The 16,591-nt window shown below is 71.8% G+C and carries 17 protein-coding genes; 12 read left to right on the top strand and 5 right to left on the bottom strand.

Annotated features, from left to right (window positions below):
• Positions 1-81: 81 nt before the first annotated feature.
• Entirely contained in the window at positions 82-1,263 is a 1,182-nt protein-coding gene (locus ACFYSC_RS34700) for an AAA family ATPase (RefSeq protein WP_389969973.1), read from the bottom strand.
• A 547-nt stretch (positions 1,264-1,810) separates the two neighbouring features.
• Between ACFYSC_RS34700 and ACFYSC_RS34695 the strand changes: the two genes are divergently transcribed.
• The 3 genes from ACFYSC_RS34695 (at position 1,811) to ACFYSC_RS34685 (ending at position 4,192) form a co-directional block, all read left to right on the top strand.
• Entirely contained in the window at positions 1,811-2,617 is an 807-nt protein-coding gene (locus ACFYSC_RS34695; protein WP_389969971.1) for a M15 family metallopeptidase, read from the top strand.
• Positions 2,618-2,759: 142 nt separating this feature from the next.
• Complete coding sequence (locus ACFYSC_RS34690) at positions 2,760-3,182, top strand: MarR family winged helix-turn-helix transcriptional regulator (RefSeq protein WP_389969969.1); 423 nt, start codon at positions 2,760-2,762, stop codon at positions 3,180-3,182.
• A 146-nt stretch (positions 3,183-3,328) separates the two neighbouring features.
• The gene (locus ACFYSC_RS34685) at positions 3,329-4,192 is read left to right on the top strand and encodes an NUDIX domain-containing protein (protein ID WP_389969967.1); all 864 of its coding nucleotides are present in this window, start codon (positions 3,329-3,331) and stop codon (positions 4,190-4,192) included.
• A gap of 133 nt (positions 4,193-4,325) precedes the next feature.
• On the opposite strand, the gene ACFYSC_RS34680 is transcribed toward ACFYSC_RS34685, so the two are convergent.
• Complete coding sequence (locus tag ACFYSC_RS34680; protein ID WP_389969965.1) at positions 4,326-5,210, bottom strand: PrsW family glutamic-type intramembrane protease; 885 nt, start codon at positions 5,208-5,210, stop codon at positions 4,326-4,328.
• 52 nt (positions 5,211-5,262) lie between these two features.
• Entirely contained in the window at positions 5,263-5,541 is a 279-nt protein-coding gene (locus ACFYSC_RS34675; RefSeq protein ID WP_389969963.1) for a cadmium resistance transporter, read from the bottom strand.
• Between the two features lie 130 nt (positions 5,542-5,671).
• Here ACFYSC_RS34675 and ACFYSC_RS34670 point away from each other — a divergent pair, with 130 nt between their 5' ends.
• The 4 genes from ACFYSC_RS34670 to ACFYSC_RS34655 all read left to right on the top strand — a co-directional run bounded on the left by ACFYSC_RS34670 (position 5,672) and on the right by ACFYSC_RS34655 (position 8,316).
• Positions 5,672-6,628: a hypothetical protein gene (locus tag ACFYSC_RS34670; protein WP_389969961.1), complete on the top strand. Its 957-nt coding sequence runs from the start codon at positions 5,672-5,674 to the stop codon at positions 6,626-6,628.
• 105 nt (positions 6,629-6,733) lie between these two features.
• A complete protein-coding gene (locus tag ACFYSC_RS34665) occupies positions 6,734-7,156 on the top strand; it encodes a hypothetical protein (RefSeq protein ID WP_389969959.1) in 423 nt (140 codons plus the stop codon).
• Positions 7,157-7,158: 2 nt separating this feature from the next.
• The gene (locus tag ACFYSC_RS34660; RefSeq protein WP_362943333.1) at positions 7,159-7,545 is read left to right on the top strand and encodes a hypothetical protein; all 387 of its coding nucleotides are present in this window, start codon (positions 7,159-7,161) and stop codon (positions 7,543-7,545) included.
• Positions 7,546-7,845: 300 nt separating this feature from the next.
• Positions 7,846-8,316: a hypothetical protein gene (locus tag ACFYSC_RS34655; RefSeq protein ID WP_389969957.1), complete on the top strand. Its 471-nt coding sequence runs from the start codon at positions 7,846-7,848 to the stop codon at positions 8,314-8,316.
• A gap of 94 nt (positions 8,317-8,410) precedes the next feature.
• Here ACFYSC_RS34655 and ACFYSC_RS34650 read toward each other — a convergent pair whose 3' ends face one another.
• Positions 8,411-9,361, bottom strand: a complete 951-nt coding sequence (locus ACFYSC_RS34650; RefSeq protein ID WP_389969955.1) for a hypothetical protein — start codon at positions 9,359-9,361, stop codon at positions 8,411-8,413.
• Positions 9,362-9,770: 409 nt separating this feature from the next.
• Here ACFYSC_RS34650 and ACFYSC_RS34645 point away from each other — a divergent pair, with 409 nt between their 5' ends.
• The 3 genes from ACFYSC_RS34645 to ACFYSC_RS34635 all read left to right on the top strand — a co-directional run bounded on the left by ACFYSC_RS34645 (position 9,771) and on the right by ACFYSC_RS34635 (position 12,743).
• On the top strand, positions 9,771-10,349 hold the full coding sequence (locus ACFYSC_RS34645) for a hypothetical protein (RefSeq protein WP_389969953.1): 579 nt from the start codon (positions 9,771-9,773) through the stop codon (positions 10,347-10,349).
• A gap of 283 nt (positions 10,350-10,632) precedes the next feature.
• Positions 10,633-11,649: an NAD-dependent epimerase/dehydratase family protein gene (locus ACFYSC_RS34640; protein WP_389969951.1), complete on the top strand. Its 1,017-nt coding sequence runs from the start codon at positions 10,633-10,635 to the stop codon at positions 11,647-11,649.
• A gap of 47 nt (positions 11,650-11,696) precedes the next feature.
• Complete coding sequence (locus ACFYSC_RS34635) at positions 11,697-12,743, top strand: dihydrodipicolinate synthase family protein (RefSeq protein WP_389970015.1); 1,047 nt, start codon at positions 11,697-11,699, stop codon at positions 12,741-12,743.
• 79 nt (positions 12,744-12,822) lie between these two features.
• Here the strand turns inward: ACFYSC_RS34635 and ACFYSC_RS34630 are convergent, their stop codons facing one another.
• Complete coding sequence (locus tag ACFYSC_RS34630) at positions 12,823-14,028, bottom strand: hypothetical protein (protein WP_389969949.1); 1,206 nt, start codon at positions 14,026-14,028, stop codon at positions 12,823-12,825.
• Positions 14,029-14,099: 71 nt separating this feature from the next.
• Here ACFYSC_RS34630 and ACFYSC_RS34625 point away from each other — a divergent pair, with 71 nt between their 5' ends.
• Both ACFYSC_RS34625 and ACFYSC_RS34620 read left to right on the top strand, forming a co-directional pair.
• On the top strand, positions 14,100-15,230 hold the full coding sequence (locus ACFYSC_RS34625) for a DegT/DnrJ/EryC1/StrS family aminotransferase (protein WP_362943320.1): 1,131 nt from the start codon (positions 14,100-14,102) through the stop codon (positions 15,228-15,230).
• Between the two features lie 109 nt (positions 15,231-15,339).
• Positions 15,340-16,581: an extracellular solute-binding protein gene (locus tag ACFYSC_RS34620; protein WP_389969946.1), complete on the top strand. Its 1,242-nt coding sequence runs from the start codon at positions 15,340-15,342 to the stop codon at positions 16,579-16,581.
• Positions 16,582-16,591: the final 10 nt, after the last annotated feature.

The following is a 16,591-nucleotide window of genomic DNA, read 5'->3' as shown; positions in this document are numbered from 1 at the left end:
AGGTCTATACGGCTCTCTAGCTTCCCCACTAGAGAGCCGTATAGGGGTCTAGGACCCGCCTTGAGTATATCGAACACATGTTCAGACAGGTTGGGAACGCAGGAACTTTCCGAAGTGCGGCACGGTGAACGCGATCAGACCGCGCTCGGCGCTGTAGATCAGGCCCTTCTTGATGAGGCTGTCACGGGCCGGGGAGAGACTGGACGGCTTGCGGCCCAGGCCCTCGGCGACCTCGGCCGTGGCGACCGGCTCGTCGCCGATGGCGGCCATCGCGTGCATGTAGTCGCGCTCGGCGGGGGTGGCGCGTTCGTACCGGCTGCCGAAGAAGCCGACCGCGAGCTCCGCCTCGGCCTCCGGCGCGGAGACCTTGATGTCGTCGGCGGTGATCGGGCTGCGCAGCGCCACGTCCCAGGCGACCTTGCCGTACGCCTGGACGAAGTACGGGTAGCCGTCGGCCGCCTCGTAGAGGGCGTCGAGCGCCTCCTGGGTGAACTCCACCCCCTCGTCCTCGGCCGGGGCGATGAGCGCCTGGTCGGCCGCCTGACGGTCGAGCCGGTCGATCCGCGCGTAGCGGAAGAGCCGCTCGGAGTAACTCTTGCTGGCCGACAGCACGCTGGGCAGGTGCGGCAGGCCGGCGCCGACCACGATCAGCGGGCCGCCGCTCTGGGAGAGCTCGTGGCAGGCCACGCAGAGCGCCGAGACGTCCGGCGACTGGACGTCCTGCATCTCGTCGATGAACAGGGCGATGCCGACGCCCAGATCGGTGGCGACCCCGGCGGCGTCGACGAACAGCTCGGTGAGGTCGATCTCCAGGTCGCCGGAGTCGGCCCGGCCCCGGGCGGCGGGCACGTCGATCCCGGGCGACCAGTGCGAGGTGCCCTTGGCCGCGGTCGGGTCGCGCATCGCGAACGCCTTGAGCACGCCGAGGAACTCCTCGATGCGGTCGGGGGCGCGATGCCGGGGCGCCAGCTCCCGGATCGCCAGGTGCAGGGCGGCGGCCACCGGGCGCCTGATCGACTGGTCGGGCCGGGCCTCGATCTTCCCGGTGCCCCACAGCCGCTGCATGGCCATCGATTTGAAGGTGTTGAGGAGGACGGTCTTGCCGACGCCGCGCAGGCCGGTGATGACCATGCTGCGCTCCGGGCGGCCGCGGGCCACCCGTTCCAGGACGATCTCGAACTGCTGCAGCTCACGGTCGCGCCCGGCGAGCTCTGGGGGGCGTTGCCCCGCACCGGGGGCGTAGGGATTGCGCACGGGGTCCACGCTCTCGGACTTTATGACGGGATATAGCGGCCGACGTAGATTTCCGTAGAAAGAGCTACGGCGTGTCGCGCGGCGGCGGGCGGCGGGCCGCCGGATCGGGGTGCGGGTCACCGGCGGCGTCGCGAGCATGACCATGACGCACCCCTCCCACCTGGGCGAACGCCATCCGAGTGAGCGTCCGAACCCGTGTTCGATCCAGTGCCTCCGACTGTAGCGCCCCTTCGAACACAGGAACGAGGTTTTCCACGGAAAGGCTCGGCCAAGAAGTACGGCGGGCCCGCCCGGACATCCGGGACCGGACCCCACCACAGGCACGACTCGCAGGTACGGCGGGCCCGCCCGGACATCCGGGACCGGACCCCACCACAGGCACGACTCGCAGGTACGGCGGGTCCGCCCGGACGCCCCGCGACCAGGCCCTGTCGCGGGCACGGCGGATCCACCCGCAGGCCCGCGACCGGACCCCGCCACGACGGCCGCCCACCTCGTGTAGCAGGCTGGCCACATCGGAAACCTCGACGTCTCACCTCGATACGGGGGCGATCAGATGCCAACCACCCGGTCCGTCGTCCGCGTCCGGGCGGCCGTCGCCGTGACCGCCGGCTGCCTCCTGGCGGCCTCGTGCGGCACGTCCGACACACCGCCGTCGGGCTCTCCGACGCCAGGTTCGTCGTCCACCACGCCCGAGCAGGTCGCCGTGAGCCCGACGCCGGCTCCGAGCGCGACTCCGGGTGAGAGCGCCCCGGCGAGCGAGAGCCCTTCGGCGAGCCCGAGCCCGACCGGCCCGCCGGAGTTCTCGGCGAAGGTCTCGAAGGTGACCCGCGACCAGCTGCCCTACTCCTGGCGGCCCGGCTGCCCGGTCCCGGTCGGTGACCTGCGGATGGTCACGATGACCTACTGGGGCTTCGACGACAAGCCGCACACCGGCAGGCTCGTGGTGCACGAGAGCGTCACGGACGACATCGTCACGGTCTTCAAGCGCCTGTACGGCTGGCGGTGGCCGATCTACAAGATGGTGCCCGTGGACGCCTACAAGGGCGACGACTTCGACTCGATCGACGCCGACAACACCTCAGCCTTCAACTGCCGCCCGGCGACCGGGTCCAGCAGCTGGTCCCAGCACGCCTACGGCAAGGCCATCGACATCAACCCGCGCGAGAACCCCTACATATACGGGAACGGCTCGGTGGCGCACAAGAACGCCCGCAAGTTCGTCAAGCGCCCGCTGGACGAGCCCGGGGTGATCAACCCGGGCGACAGGGTGGTCAAGGCGTTCCAGCGGCTCGGCTGGGAGTGGGGCGGCTACTGGAGCGGACCCAGGGACCTCCAGCACTTCAGCAAGGGCGGCGGCTGAGGCCGTCCCCGCCGCCGCGAAGACGCCCGGGACGAAGAGGCGGGCCCGGGCCGTGCCGTACGCACTCCTCGTTTCTTATTTGCATATGCATATTCTGTTTATGCATGTAGGGTGTCGCCAACGCTGAGGAGGGAGCGGCCCGATGACGATCGACGACGACGTGTGGATCGGGGTGGTGCGGCTGCACGCACGGGTGGAGCACGAGCTGTCCACCGCGCTCCAGCGCCATGGGCTCGGCCTGTCCGAGTACCGGGCGCTGTGCCGCCTGTCCACCGCGCACGACGGCGAACTGCGCATGCAGGAGCTGGCCGACCTGCTCGGGCTGAACCAGAGCTCGGTCACCCGGCTCGTCGGACGACTGGAGGGCGCCGGGCTCACCAGGCGGAACCTGTGCGCCAAGGACCGGCGCGGGGTCTACACGGTGATCACCGAGGAGGGCCGGTCGCGCCGGGACGCGGCGAGCGGCACGTACGTGGAGACGCTGACCGCCGCCCTCGACCGGGCCTCCGCCGCCGGACTCGGGCTCACGGTCGCCGCCCTGCGCGCCGCCGTGCAACCCGCCTGACGCCCCGCGAGCCCGCCCGGTCCGGTGTGTCCCGGCGCTCCCGGTCCGACCGGGACGCCACGCGAGCCCACACGGTCCCGGTGTCCCGGTGTCCCCGGGCCGGGACCGGAGCGACGGGCATCCCCCACCTGGGGCATCATGGACCCATGGCTGCGGGTGACGGCGACGGGTGGGCCCGGTGCGACCTCGGTCACCGTCACTGGGGTCTGCACCACGCGGCCGGCCTGCTCGCCGTCCACCACGACGATGACGGGACGCCCCGGATCCTGATGCAGAAGCGCGCCGCGTGGAGTCACCAGGGCGGCACCTGGGCGCTGCCCGGCGGCGCCCTCGACAGCCACGAGGATCCCGTCCGGGGCGCGCTCCGCGAGGCCCACGAGGAGGCCGGCCTGACCGGCGACGGCCTCCGCGTCCAGGGCCTGTACCTCGACGACCACGGCGGCTGGTCCTTCGCGACCGTCATCGCCGAGGCGTCCGGGCTGCTGGAGGCGTTCCCCGCCAACGGCGAGAGCGTCGCACTGCGCTGGTTCACCCCCGAGACGATCCCCTCCGGGAACCTGCATCCCGGCTTCGCGGCGACCTGGCCCGAGATCAGGCGGGCGCTCGCACCGCTCACGGTCGTCCTCGACGTCGCCAACATCGTCGGCGCCCGCGCCGAGCACGGATGGTGGAGGGACCGCGCCGGGGCCGCCGCGAAGCTGGCCTCGGAGGTCGCCGCGCTCGGCATGTGCGGGGTGCGGGACGTGCCCGCGCCCCTGCCGCCCCTGGAGCGGTGGTTCCCCCGCTTCGTCATGGTCGTCGAGGGAGCCGCCCGCGGCGTCGCGCCCGTCCACGGGGTGACGGTCGTCGCCGCCCCGGGGAGCGGCGACGACGCCATCGTGCGGGCCGTACGGGAGGTCCCCCGCTGGCGGCGCGTCCTGGTCGTCACCGCCGACCGGGAGCTGCGCGGGCGCGTCACCGCGGAGGGGGCCCTGGTCACCGGCCCCCGATGGCTGCTGTCCCTGCTCTGACCCGGCTCCGATCCACTCCGGTCCGGCCCGGACTCACTACGGTCCGGCTCCGATCCGCTCCTGGTTCGACCCGCTGCGACGCGGCCGGACGCGCCGATGCTCCACCCGGCGCGACCGGACGGCGGTGGCGCGGTCAGGCGGGTCGGGCCGGTGGCGCTCCGGCCGGTGGCTGCAGGCCCGGCGGCTGCAGGCCCGGCGGCGCGATGATCCGTACGGCGGGCACCGAGGCGCCGGCCGGCACCCGCGGGACCAGGTCGCCGGTGGCCCGGTGGAACAGCCAGTAGCTCACCGCCGCGACCACCGGGAAGAGCAGCCGGACGGCCGGCGGGACGTCGAGGACGAGCAGACCGTCGTTGATCGAGTGCAGCGTCGCGGCGACCGTGAACGCGCAGGCGATGGCGACGGTGACGACGACCCGCCCCACGAGGTGCCAGACCTCGAAGGCGACCGCGCACACCATCCCGGTCCAGACGAGGTGCCCGAAGGGGGTGGTGAGGCCTCGGGTGAACAGCACCATGCCCGCCCCGACGGCGCTGTCCTTCTCGACGTTCTTCCAGGCATAGGACATGGACTCCATGACGGCGAAGCCGGTCGCGCACGACAGGCCCAGCGCCACCCCCGCCGCCTTGGTGAGATGGCGGCCGGTGAGCGCGAGCGCGAGGATCGGGACGAGCTTGGCCGGCTCCTCGATCCAGCCGACCCGCAGGATGTCCAGGCTCGCGCCGTCGGGGATCAGGAGGGAGTCGAAGTATCCGCCGAGCAGCAGGGCGACGCCTCCGCCGAACAGGAACATCCCCACCAGCGTGACCCCCGGGACGCTGGTGCCGATTCCGGTGCGGTCGTGGATGGCGACGAGCAGGGCCATCGGTCCCGCCGCGGCGCCGTAGAAGAAGGCGGCGGGCCTGACCGCGTGGTTGCCGACCGCTTCCATCATGATGATGAGCGCGGCCGACAGGGCCGTCATGGCGAGCCACACCTTGAACCAACGGTGCCGGTGAAACCGCAGATGCTGTCGCATGTGAAGTAATTCCCCGAGTGGAATGTCCTAAATTCGGATGATTAGTCCATCTTTAGGGAATCATGGACTGAGCCACGATGGCCGCGCCGATCACCATGAAGACCACCGGAACGAGCCACCTGCCCGACCGCTCCACCAGGGCGATGACCTTCCGGTGCGACCCGAGCCACGACGCCACCGCGCACCAGACCGCCACCAGGACCGCGAACACGGCGACGGTGACGGTGACGGCGCCCGGCCCGATCGTCCGGAACAGCACCGGCAGGATGACGATGTCGTCGATGTTGGTCCCCGCGAAGACGGCCGCGGCCGCACCGATCGTCGCACCCACCGGCGCATTATCCAGCCCTTGCGGTTCACCCGCCGACCCGTTCGCCGGTTTCGCCCGATTCCCCGGACGGATGACCGGGACGGGGTACGATCGCGTCCGTCCGCTTTCCCCTCCCCTCCGGAGACCTCACGTGGGCCACCCCCCGCGGTACGGCCGGCCCTCGGACGAGACGGGCCGGGGACTCGCGGTGATCGTGCTCCTGGCGGTCGGCCTGGTGATCGGCGCCGTCGTCACCATGGTGACGGTGCTCGACCCGCCCGCCCCGGTGCGGAGCGCCTCGGCCACCGGCGGGGCCGCGCACTCCGAGGAGGAGGTCCGCCGGAACGTCCAGCCCATCCTCGACGCCTACGCCAGCGGCTCCTACGGCGACTTCTGGGACCTGTGGAGCGCCGGGGCCAAGGATCTGATCGAGCGCGAGGACTACATCCGGCTGTTCCGGCTGTGCCCGCCGCTCACGGACGACGCCTCGCCCGGCGACCCCTCCTCCTCCGGCACTTCGTCCACCGGTTCCTCCTCCACCGGTCCGCCGTCGGGCGCCGCGTTCACGATCGGCTCCGTCGAGGTCCGCGGCGACGACGCCACGGTCCGGGCGGTCCGGTCCGGCACCACGACGGGCTTCGGGTTCCGCTTCGAGGAGGGCTCGTGGCGGTACGCGCCGTCACCGCAGGAGCGGGAGGAGTACCGGACGAAGACGGCCGACCAGATCGCGCGGGAACGGCAGGGCGCGGGGCTGTGCGGCGCCGCCGTACCGGAACCGGCCGATCCGGCGAGCCCGGCGGATCCGTCCTCGGGACCCGCGCCTGATTCCTCCCCGGCCCCCGCGGACCCGTCCACCGGCCCCTCCACGGATCCGGGGTATCCCTCCTCCGGCCCTCCCGCGAACGGTTCCTCCTCGAACGCCCCCTCTTCGGATCCGGGGGGACCGTCCTCCGGACCGTCCTCGGATCCGGCGGGTCCCCCCTCCGGGCCCTCCTCGAACAACGGGCCCTCCTCGAACGGCGAACCTTCCTCGGACGGCGGCCCCTCCTCCGATCCGTCGGCGCCGCCGTCCGATCCCACCTCCGCGCCGCCCGCCCAGGAGTCCTGACATCCCGCCGAGGTGACCGGCACTGCCCCTTTTGTCCCGACGGCCGGTCATCGGGCTGGAAGGAGAGTGCTGCCATCAGGAGGTTTCACAGCTAATGTCAGATGTATGGCCCATCCCCTACCGGACTGGCAAAACGGCAAAAGCCCGGATACGCCAAAACCCGACGACCAGGATGTAACCATGCAGGAGTCGCAGCCCGTCCCTCTGTGGCTGGCGCATCTTCACCACAGAAAGGTGCAACAAAGAGCAATTCCCCCAGACCCCAACACCTCTATCACGATAGAGCTGGATAAAGCGGCTTATGAGGCGCTTTCTCATAAAGCGCGGGCGACCGGCAGCAGGATCTCGGATGTGATCAACGCCGCCCTGCAGCGTGAGATCGGCAACAAGCCGCAGGTGATCACGTTGATGCAGCGCTGGAACCTCCACCGCGAGGACCTCGACCGGGCCGCCGGCGCCCTGGGCGTCGAGCAGTTGACCGAGACCGAGTGGGGACAGATCGGCATCCGGCGAGTACGGAGGGGCTGAGCATGCTGCCTGGACGCGTCCTCGACGTCAGCGCCCTGATCGAGATCGCGGTGGCGAAGACCGAGTACTCGCGGAGCATCGCCGCCATGTGCCTGTTTCGCGGCGGCGGGATATGCATCCCCGCCACCAGCCTCGCGGCCGTGCTGTCGATCTCTCCGATATCCACCCAGGTCGAGCTGTTCGAGCTGGTCACGACGCCCGGCGTGGTGGTCGACGACTTCACCTACGGAAAGGTGGGCGACATCGCGGAGATCCTCGACGGTTCACGGGACATCACCGCCGGGCACGCCGTCTGGTGCGCCCGGAACACCAAGTGGCCCATCCTGACCGACCGCGGCGAGGAACTCTCCCAGTACGACCAGCACATCATGATCGACCCCCTGCCCTGAGGACGCATCGATCCCTGCCCCGAGGCGGGCACGGCACCGGCGCCACCGGCACCCCTCCGCCGTGCCGCCACGGCTCCAGCGCTTCCGCGACGCGGCACGCATCCTGCTCCCCTCCCGGTACGGCTCCACCAGGACGCTCAGGAAACCCCGGAACCGGTCCCCTCCCGCGCGGTCCCGGCCACGGGCCCGCGGCCCCGGCGTGCGCCCGGACGACCGACCGGCGGACCTCGCCCGGACCGCTGACATGATGTCCGGACGACGCCGTCCATCGGGGAGACGGTGAGAAAGACGAGGTGCAGCATGACCGGGCCCGACGCGATGATGGCCAGGATCGGTCAGGGGATCGAGCTGGGCAACCGAGGTGAGCGCGAGGCGGCCCGTCTGCTGTTCTCCGACCTGTGGGAAGAGATCGGCGTGAGCGGCGACCCCGTGCACCGGTGCACCCTCGCCCACTCGATGGCCGACGTCCAGGACGACGTGCACGAGGAACTGCTCTGGGATCTGCGCGCCCTGGAGGCCGCGGATCTCATCACCGACGAACGGGCACGTCAGGCCGGTGTCACCGGATCCGCGAGAGGCCTCTACCCTTCCCTGCACCTCAACCTGGCCGACGCCTACCACCGGCTCGGCGACCTCGGCCGTGCCCACGACCACCTCGCTCGCGGCCGCGCCGCCGTGGACGCGCTCGGCGACGACGGCTACGGCCGGATGATCACGCAGGGCCTCGACCGCCTCGCCGACCGCCTGGCGGCGTCCGAACCGGACGCGTAGCCGCGGCGGTGACACCGGGCGGCAGGCCGTACGCCGCCGGACCGCCGGCGCGCCGCGGCTCGCGTGCCACGGGCGGGAACCGGCGCCGGAGCGGTCACCCGTCGAGGATGCCGCGGCGGCGTGACCGCAGCCCGATGCCAGCGGTGAGGGTCAGCAGGAAGCCGGCCACCACGAACGTCCGCGCATCAGGGCCGGCCTCGCCGCCGCCTCCGGTCGCGGCGGCTCCGAACGGGGTCTCGTCCACCCCTCCGTCCGGCTCCACCGCTTCCTCGGCCACGGCCGTCGCCGGATCCGGGGTGTCCGAGCCGGAGTCCGCCGGTTCGTCGACCGTGGTCACCATGACGGTGGGGGTGGGCTCGGGCGTCGGGTCCGGGGTTCGGGTCGGGTCCGGGGTCGGGGTGGCCTGGGGGGGATCGGTCGGATCCGGAGTCGGGGTCGGGCCGGCCGGCTGCCCGTCTCCCGAGGCGACGCGGAGGGAGTAGGTCTTCAGCGCGTCGTCGTTCAGGGTCTCGCAGTGGATCAGCCGCTTGTCGGAATCCGTCCCGAAGTTGATGGTCGCCGGCTTCACCGTCGCGGTGCCCGCGTTCCTCGGCGTGGTCTTGAGGGATACCCACCCCTCCGGCAACTGAAGGGCCTGGTCCGCCCTGAGGGCTCCGAGGTCCTCCGTCCCGGTGGCGGAGGTGAGGTTCTCGATCCCGCTGATGGAGGCGTACGCGTACAGCCTGGTCCCGGCGGGCAGTCCCACGGGGGGCACCTTCAGCACGCCGGTCTGGTCGGCGTAGGTGCCGCGCCATCGGATGGTCGTCTGCACACCTGCCCTGGCGTCGGACGGCATCTCCATCTCGACCCTGACCCTGACGTCCTGCTTCTCACCGCTGGGAGCGACTTCGCACCGGTATGAGACGACGTCGGTGGCCAGGACCGCGGCCTGCCGTACCTCGGAGACCGTCCGCCGCGCCTCGGAGGCCGCGGCGTGCGCCGGTGGGCAGAGCAGGACCAGGCCGCCGGCCACGGCGACGGCCGAGAGAGCGGGACGGATGCGCAAGACATCTCCTGTCGTGACGGAGGGGCACAGGAGAGACGAGGCATGGGGACGTCCGGTTGACAGCGCAGCGCCCTTTTCATCCCACTGATATCAACGGAGAAGTCCGAAAGGCCCTTCGAGCGATCGTTCATCGGAATGCCGGCGGTAACTCCCGCGGCGGACCCGCGATCCCCCTGTGGAGGGACGACCCGATGAAGTGGCGCCGGACACCATGTGACCCGTCCCCGCGACGGCCTCCGGCACTCGCGGGCGGCAGGGGGGCTGAATCGGCGCCGGGAACGGGGATGGCGCACCGCCGATCGCGCATGCCGGGTCCTCACGTCCCGTGGCGATGGCGCGGACCGTGGGGACCCGGACGCCCTCCGCCGCGCGCCGGACGACGACAGACCACTGAGCAAGAGGACATGAGATGCCCAAGAAGGTTCTGCCCACCACGATGGCGGCGGCCGCACTGGCCGCCCTGACCGTGCTTCCCGCGGTCCCCGCGGCCGCGGCCGCCACCGCGGAGGTGACGATCCGCGTCGATCGCTCGTACACCGAGACCATCCAGGAATGGCGTGGCATCCCCTTCACCTGCCCGACCAACCAGGTGCTGACCGGCCGCTCGCACACCGGTGACGAGAACAAACCCACCACCTACTACTGCAGCTGGATCCTGGTCAACGGCGAGCAGGCCCAGGTGCTGCTCGGGGACTGGGACACCGGCCAGCGGGAGAGCCGGTCGAACTTCGTCGCCCCGCCCGACCAGGCCATCGCCGGCAGGTGGCACACCGGCGACGAGAACGGCATCACGAAGTACCGCACCGCCGCGATCTACTGGCAGGGCAGGCAGGTGCGGCTCACCTCCCCGGTGTCGAGCAGCTGTGCCAAGGAGAGCAACTGCTACTCGGAGGCGGGCGCCGGGCGGGTCATGACCGGCCGCTCGCACACCGGCGACGAGAACGGTTCCACCACCTACCGGTACTCCCTGGTCACGTTCGAAGGCTGAGGTCTCCCGCCCGCCCCGGAACCACCTCCCGCGGACCGATCCGCCGGGCCGGGGCGGGCGCACCGCCCGCCCCGGCGTTCCCCGGCGACCGATCGGCCCCGTTCACCGGGCGGGAAGCCACCGCCGTCCACCGGGAAAGTGGGAGGTGAGAGCAGGAGGGCGAGGGACGCCTCCGGCGTGTCGTCCTCCGTCCGCGGGAGCACCCGCCCCTTCCGATCCGTTGACAGCCCGACTCTCTGCCGGTTACGGTCTGGACCGTAAATCGAAGAAGAGGAGACCGGGCGTGCGGACGACGGCGGAACTCGAGGAGCGGCTGGCGCGGCCGGGCGCCGGGCTCGTGGAGGATCTGGGCGGGCTCGACGGCGACATCCTGATCCTGGGCGCCGGGGGCAAGCTGGGGCCGAGCCTGGTGCGGCTGGCGCTCAACGCCGGCCGGGCCGCGGGGAGCGGGCGGCGGGTCATCGCCGTGTCACGCTTCTCCGAGCCGGGGCTCGCTGAGGCGCTCGCCGCGGAGGGGGTGACGGTGGTGCCCGCCGACGTGGCCGACGAGCGGGCGCTGCGCGACCTGCCGGACGCCGAGAACGTCGTCTTCCTCGTCGGCGCCAAGTTCGGCACGCAGGGGCGCGAGCACACCACCTGGTTCACCAACACGTACCTGCCCGGCCGGGTCGCCGACCGGTTCCGGGACAGCAGGATCGCCGCCCTGTCCACCGGGAACGTCTACCCGCTCGTCCCCGTCACCGGTGGCGGCAGCACGGAGGACTCGCCGGAGGGCCCGGTGGGCGAGTACGCGATGAGCTGCCTGGGCCGCGAGCGGGTGCTGACGCACTTCTCCGAGACGCACGGCACGCCGATGTCGCTGATCCGCCTCAACTACGCGGTCGAACTGCGCTACGGCGTGCTCGTCGACCTGGCGCAGAGGATCCTGGCGGGCGAGCCCGTCGACCTGGCGACCGGGCAGGTCAACGTGGTCTGGCAGGGATACGCCAACGAGGTCGTGCTCCGGTCGCTGTCACTGGCCTCCGCGCCGCCGTACGTGCTGAACGTGACCGGTCCCGAGACGATCTCCGTACGGCAGGCCGCGCTGGCCCTCGGCGCGGCGCTGGGCAAGGAGCCCGTCTTCACCGGGGAGGAGGCGCCGACCGCGCTGCTGTCGAACGCGGGGCGCTGCCACCGGTTGTTCGGCTACCCGGAGCTGACCCCGGCCGAGCTGATCGAGCACACGGCGCGGTGGGTGGCGGACGGCGGGCCGCTGCTCGGCAAACCCACCAAGTTCGAGCGCCGCGACGGGCGCTTCTGACCCGCATGCCATCTCAACCGTTCGAAGGGGGCCCTCACGTGCTCAGCATGGTTTCGGAGGCGCAGACGTCCGTACGCGACCTGTTCCGGCGCGGCCTGGTGATCCCGGCGCATCCGCTGGCGCTCACCGAGGACCGGAGGCTGGATGAGCGGCGTCAGCGGGCGCTGACCCGCTACTACGTCGAAGCGGGCGCGGGCGGGCTGGCAGTGGGCGTGCACACGACGCAGTTCGCCATCCACGGCACCGGCCTGCTGGCTCCCGTGCTCGAACTGGCGGCGCGGACCGCCGGGGAGTCCGGGCGCGAGGTCGTCCTGGTGGCCGGGGCGACCGGGCCCACGGCGCAGGCCGTGGCGGAGGCGGAGCTGGCCAGGTCGCTCGGCTACCACATGGTGCTGCTCAGCCCGCACCGCGAGCTGGACGAGGACGCGCTCGTCGAACGGGCCAGGGCCGTCGGCGAGGTGCTGCCGGTGATCGGCTTCTATCTGCAGCCGGCCGTGGGCGGGCGGCCCCTGTCGCGGGACTTCTGGGCCAGGCTGGCCTCCGTGGAGTCCGTGGTGGGCATCAAGGTCGCCCCCTTCGACCGTTACCGCACGCTGGACGTCCTGCACGGCGTCGTGCGGGCCGGGCGGGCCGGTGAGGTGGCTCTCTACACCGGCAACGACGACCACATCCTCGCCGACCTCATAACCGGGCACCGGGTGGTGGTGGACGGCCGCGAGGTGGAGGTCGAGTTCGTCGGCGGGCTGCTCGGCCAGTGGGCCGTGTGGGTGCGGCGGGCCGTGGAACTGCTGGAGGAGGCCAGGCTCGCGCGGGGCGGGGACGACGCGGCGGTGCGGCGGCTGCTCGGCCTCGACGGTCACCTGACCGACGCGAACGCCGCCATCTTCGACTCGGCCAACGGCTTCCACGGGTGCATCCCGGGCATCCACGAGGTGCTGCGCCGTCAGGGCCTGCTGGCGGGGCGCTGGTGTCTCGACCCGGACGAGGACCTCTCGCCGGGGCAACTGGCCGAGATCGACCGGATCTGGGCCGCCTACCCCTGGCTCCGGGACGACGAGTTCGTCGCGGACGGCCTGAGCCGCTGGCTCTCCTGAGGCCGTGCCCACCCGCTCGGCCCCCCTCCGCTCCACGGCCGTCCGCTCGCGGGGCGGGCCGGTGTCCCCGTCCGCCCGGTCAGAGGGTGAGGCGGTAGAGGGTCAGGGGGCGTCCGCTGGAGCCGCTGCTGAGGTTGCCGGTCCGCTCCGCCAGGCCCGCCAGTTCCAGGCGGTGCAGCATGCGGCGGGCGGTGCGCTGCTGGACGGCGAGGCGGTCGGCGATCTCTCGCGTCGTCAGCGGCTCGTTCCCCGCGGCGGTCCGCGCCTCCTGGAGTCTCTCCAGCGTGGAGATCGACAGTCCCACCCGCCGGGCGATCACCGACAGGCTCTGCTCCTCCGCCCGGGCGACCGGCGCCGACTCCAGCACGATGTCGGTGTCGGCCCGCAGCGACAGGACCGCGGCCACCGGCCCTATCCGGCGGGCCCGGGCCAGCGCGCGGCGGGCCAGGCTCTCCGCTTCCGCCGCGCTACGGCCCAGGCCGAAACCGACACGGACCATGTCGTTGTCGGTGGCGAGCCGCGTCAGCATGGGCAGTCCGGCGAAACCGCCCGTGGCCTCGTACAGGGGGCCGCGGGTGGTCACCAGCAGGTGCGTGCCGCCGCGGAAGGCCGCCAGCGTGCCGCCGAGCGCCGCGGCCTCGCGCAGCAGCCCTTCACCGTTCTCCACCTCGACGAGGCCGAGTGCGATCTGCGCGTCCTCCTGTGCCTGCCCTTCGGCGCTCAGCAGGAGCTGGCGCAGCGCCACCCGGACGGAGTGGACGGACGGCACCAGGCGCAGCACGTGCATCTCGTCGCGGAGGGCCTCGTGCACGGAGCTCAGGCAGGTGATCACCGCGTGCGCCGGGCCCTTCCGGTGGAAGGCGACGGCCTGCTGGGAGGTCGTCTTCGGCCGGTAGGGGAGCGTGCGCACCTCGCCGGCGGGCAGTCCGGCCTCGGCGAACGTGGCGTTGACCTCGGCGGTGGACAGCGTGTCGATCGACAGGCGGGTGACGTCCTGGCCCTCGTGCTGGAGGCGCACCAGGGCGCTGAGCAGCGTCGCGCCGAGATAGTCGACGAACTCGGCGGGACGGGTGAGCACCTCGGCGTCCCGGGAGAGCATGTACGGCACGATGCCGGTGAACAGCCATCCCTCGACCGCGGCGGCGTGCGCCTCGACGATCGCGGGCGCCTGCGACTCATGGTCGTAGTCGAGACGCAGCGTGCTGACGCCGGGCTGCTCCTCGCAGACGGCCGCCACGTCGTCGACCAGGTCGTGCGGGCCGACGACCCCGATGACGGTCCCCATCGCGTCTCCTTCTCCTGTTTCGGCCCCGACCGCAATCTTATCGTGTGAGGTGTTCCGTGAAGTTTCCTTCCATGGCCGAGGCAGACGGCCGCACGCTCGGCGCCGAGGAGGTGGCCGCCGCCGAACGCGTGATCCGCTCCGGCATGCTCAACTCCGTCTGGGGCACCGAGGCGCGGGCGCTGGAGCGCGAGATCGCGCGGATGTACGGCTCCCGCCACGCGATCACCTGCAGCTCCGGCACCGCGGCCCTCCACCTGTCGATCGTGGCGGCCGCGCCGGACCCGGGAGACGAGATCATAACGACCCCGATCACGGACTTCGGGACCGTCGCCCCCATCTTGGCGCAGAACGCCGTCCCTGTCTTCGCCGACGTGGATCCCGCGGACGGCAACCTCGACCCGGCGGCCGTGGCGGAGCTCATCGGCCCCCGGACGAGGGCGATCATGGCCGTCCACCTGTTCGGCGCCCCCGCGAGGGTGGGTGAGTTGCGCGCGCTCGCCGACGAGCACGGCCTGACCCTGATCGAGGACTGCGCGCAGGCGTGGCTGACCGAGCTCCCCGGCGGAGGGCTCGCCGGAACCGCCGGCCAGGTCGGCTGCCTGAGCCTGCAGCAGTGGAAGCACATCACCTGCGGGGACGGCGGGGTGACGATCACCGACGACGACGGGCTGGCCAGAAGGATGCGGCTCTTCGCCGACAAGGGCTGGGACCGCGCGACCGGGAGGTCGCACGCCGCCTTCGGGCTCAACTACCGCATGACCGAGTTGCAGGCCGCCGTGGCCCGCGCCCAGCTCGCCAAGCTCCCCGGAGTGGTCGCCGACCGCCGCCGCACCGCCGGACGGCTGCTCAGGGCGCTGGACGGCCTCGCGGGGGTACGGCCGCCGCGCCCGGAGGGCCACTCCTGGTGGCTCTTCCCCGTCGTGTGCCCCGGCGGCGACGCGCCCGAGCTGGCGGCGCATCTGGCGGCGGCCGGGATCCCCGCGCGGGCCGGCTACCTCGCCGAACCGCTGAACCGGGCGCCGGTGTGGGACGCGCCGATCTACGGCGCCTCCCGCTACCCCCTGGACGGCTACGAGCCGAACCCCTGCCCGCGGGCCGAGGCCATGGTGGACCGTACGTTGCTGGTCATCGACTGGAACGAGAACTACACGTCCGAGCACGTCGATCTGATCATCCAAGAAATGACGAAGTTCCGGGCGTGACCGTAGTTACGGTCATGTATCACCTATTGACCGCCGGACGAGGCCTTACTAGGTTTCGGTCGGGACCGGTATTAACCGGGACCGGTATTAAGTGGAAAGGAGGCCGCCGATGAAGAAGGCAACGGCAGCCGGCGTCGCCGCCGCGCTGAGCCTCGCGGCCGCCGGGTGCGGAGCCGGCAGCGGATCGGACAAGAGCGTCGTGACGCTGTGGATGTACCCGGTGATCTCGGACCAGGCGAAGAACCAGGCGTTCTGGAGCAAGGTCGAGAAGGACTTCGAGGCCGCGAACGCCACGGTGGACGTCAAGATCGACCAGCAGCCGTGGGAGGGCCGCCAGGAGAAGGTCACCACGGCGCTGGTCTCGAAGAAGGGCTTCGACCTGGTCGTGCTCGGCCCCGACCAGCTTCCGCAGTACGCCGAGCAGGGCACGATCGAGGCGGTCGACGACGTGGTCGCCCCGGACAAGGCCGCCTACCTGCCGAACGCGCTCACCGGCCTCACCGTCGGCGGCAAGCTGTACGGCGTCCCGATCTACCAGACGATCACCGCCCCCATCTACAACAAGAAGCTGTTCGCCGACGCCGGCGTCGACAAGGCGCCGGAGACGCTGGCCGAGCTGAAGGCGGCCGCCCCCAAGCTGGCCGCACAGAAGGTCGCCGTGCTCGACTACCCCGGCAAGCCCGAGGTCAGCCTCAACCAGAGCTTCTACCCGCTCCTGTGGGCCAACGGCGGTACGGTCTTCGCCGCCGACGGGAAATCCGTCGCGTTCAACGGGCCGGAGGGCGTGGAGAGCCTGCAGCTCCTGCTCGATCTCAAGGCCGCGGGCGGCCTGCCGGAGAACACCGCCAGCAAGGGCAACGACATCGAGGGCGGCGCGCTGGCGAGCGGCAGGACCGCCATGTACCACGCGGCCACCGCGCTCCAGGCCGACCAGCTCGGCACGGCCATCGGCGCGGAGAACGTCGGGATCGGCCTGCCCCTGGAAGGGAGGAAGCGGATCGCGTTCGGCATCCCGGGCGCGCTGGTGCTGGCCAGGCACTCCGAGAACAAGGACGCCGCCAAGAAGTTCGCCGCGTACGTCGCCTCCCCCGCGGTGACCGCCGAACTGGCCAAGGAGTCGGGCTTCTTCCCCGCGCGCACGGACGTGACCGTGCCCGGCCAGACGGAGTCCTCCAAGGAGTTCGCCAAGTCCCTGCAGTACGCCTTCCCCGGTGACACCCACCCCAAGGCCCGCCAGGTGATGGGCGTCCTCGCCCCGCACATCCAGGCGGCACTGCTCGGCAAGGAGGACGCCAGGACCGCGCTCGACGCGGCGGCGAAGGAGGCCGACCAACTGCTCGGCGGCAGCTGAGCGAGGAAAG

The organism is Streptosporangium sp. NPDC004379, assembly GCF_042873875.1.
Classification (GTDB): Bacteria; Actinomycetota; Actinomycetes; order Streptosporangiales; family Streptosporangiaceae; genus Streptosporangium.
Note: the sequence above shows the minus strand (reverse complement) of the source record. Positions and strands in the feature narration are given on the sequence as shown.

What these genes read in the sequence shown, in the direction of transcription:
- ACFYSC_RS34690 (WP_389969969.1), top strand. Translation starts at nt 2,760, where the DNA reads ATGACGATCGACGACGACGTGTGGATCGGGGTGGTGCGGCTGCACGCA.
- ACFYSC_RS34630 (WP_389969949.1), bottom strand. Translation starts at nt 14,028, where the DNA reads ATGGGGACCGTCATCGGGGTCGTCGGCCCGCACGACCTGGTCGACGAC.
- ACFYSC_RS34695 (WP_389969971.1), top strand. Translation starts at nt 1,811, where the DNA reads ATGCCAACCACCCGGTCCGTCGTCCGCGTCCGGGCGGCCGTCGCCGTG.
- ACFYSC_RS34660 (WP_362943333.1), top strand. Translation starts at nt 7,159, where the DNA reads ATGCTGCCTGGACGCGTCCTCGACGTCAGCGCCCTGATCGAGATCGCG.
- ACFYSC_RS34625 (WP_362943320.1), top strand. Translation starts at nt 14,100, where the DNA reads ATGGCCGAGGCAGACGGCCGCACGCTCGGCGCCGAGGAGGTGGCCGCC.
- ACFYSC_RS34680 (WP_389969965.1), bottom strand. Translation starts at nt 5,210, where the DNA reads ATGCGACAGCATCTGCGGTTTCACCGGCACCGTTGGTTCAAGGTGTGG.
- ACFYSC_RS34685 (WP_389969967.1), top strand. Translation starts at nt 3,329, where the DNA reads ATGGCTGCGGGTGACGGCGACGGGTGGGCCCGGTGCGACCTCGGTCAC.
- ACFYSC_RS34620 (WP_389969946.1), top strand. Translation starts at nt 15,340, where the DNA reads ATGAAGAAGGCAACGGCAGCCGGCGTCGCCGCCGCGCTGAGCCTCGCG.
- ACFYSC_RS34665 (WP_389969959.1), top strand. Translation starts at nt 6,734, where the DNA reads ATGGCCCATCCCCTACCGGACTGGCAAAACGGCAAAAGCCCGGATACG.
- ACFYSC_RS34655 (WP_389969957.1), top strand. Translation starts at nt 7,846, where the DNA reads ATGACCGGGCCCGACGCGATGATGGCCAGGATCGGTCAGGGGATCGAG.
- ACFYSC_RS34645 (WP_389969953.1), top strand. Translation starts at nt 9,771, where the DNA reads ATGCCCAAGAAGGTTCTGCCCACCACGATGGCGGCGGCCGCACTGGCC.
- ACFYSC_RS34635 (WP_389970015.1), top strand. Translation starts at nt 11,697, where the DNA reads ATGGTTTCGGAGGCGCAGACGTCCGTACGCGACCTGTTCCGGCGCGGC.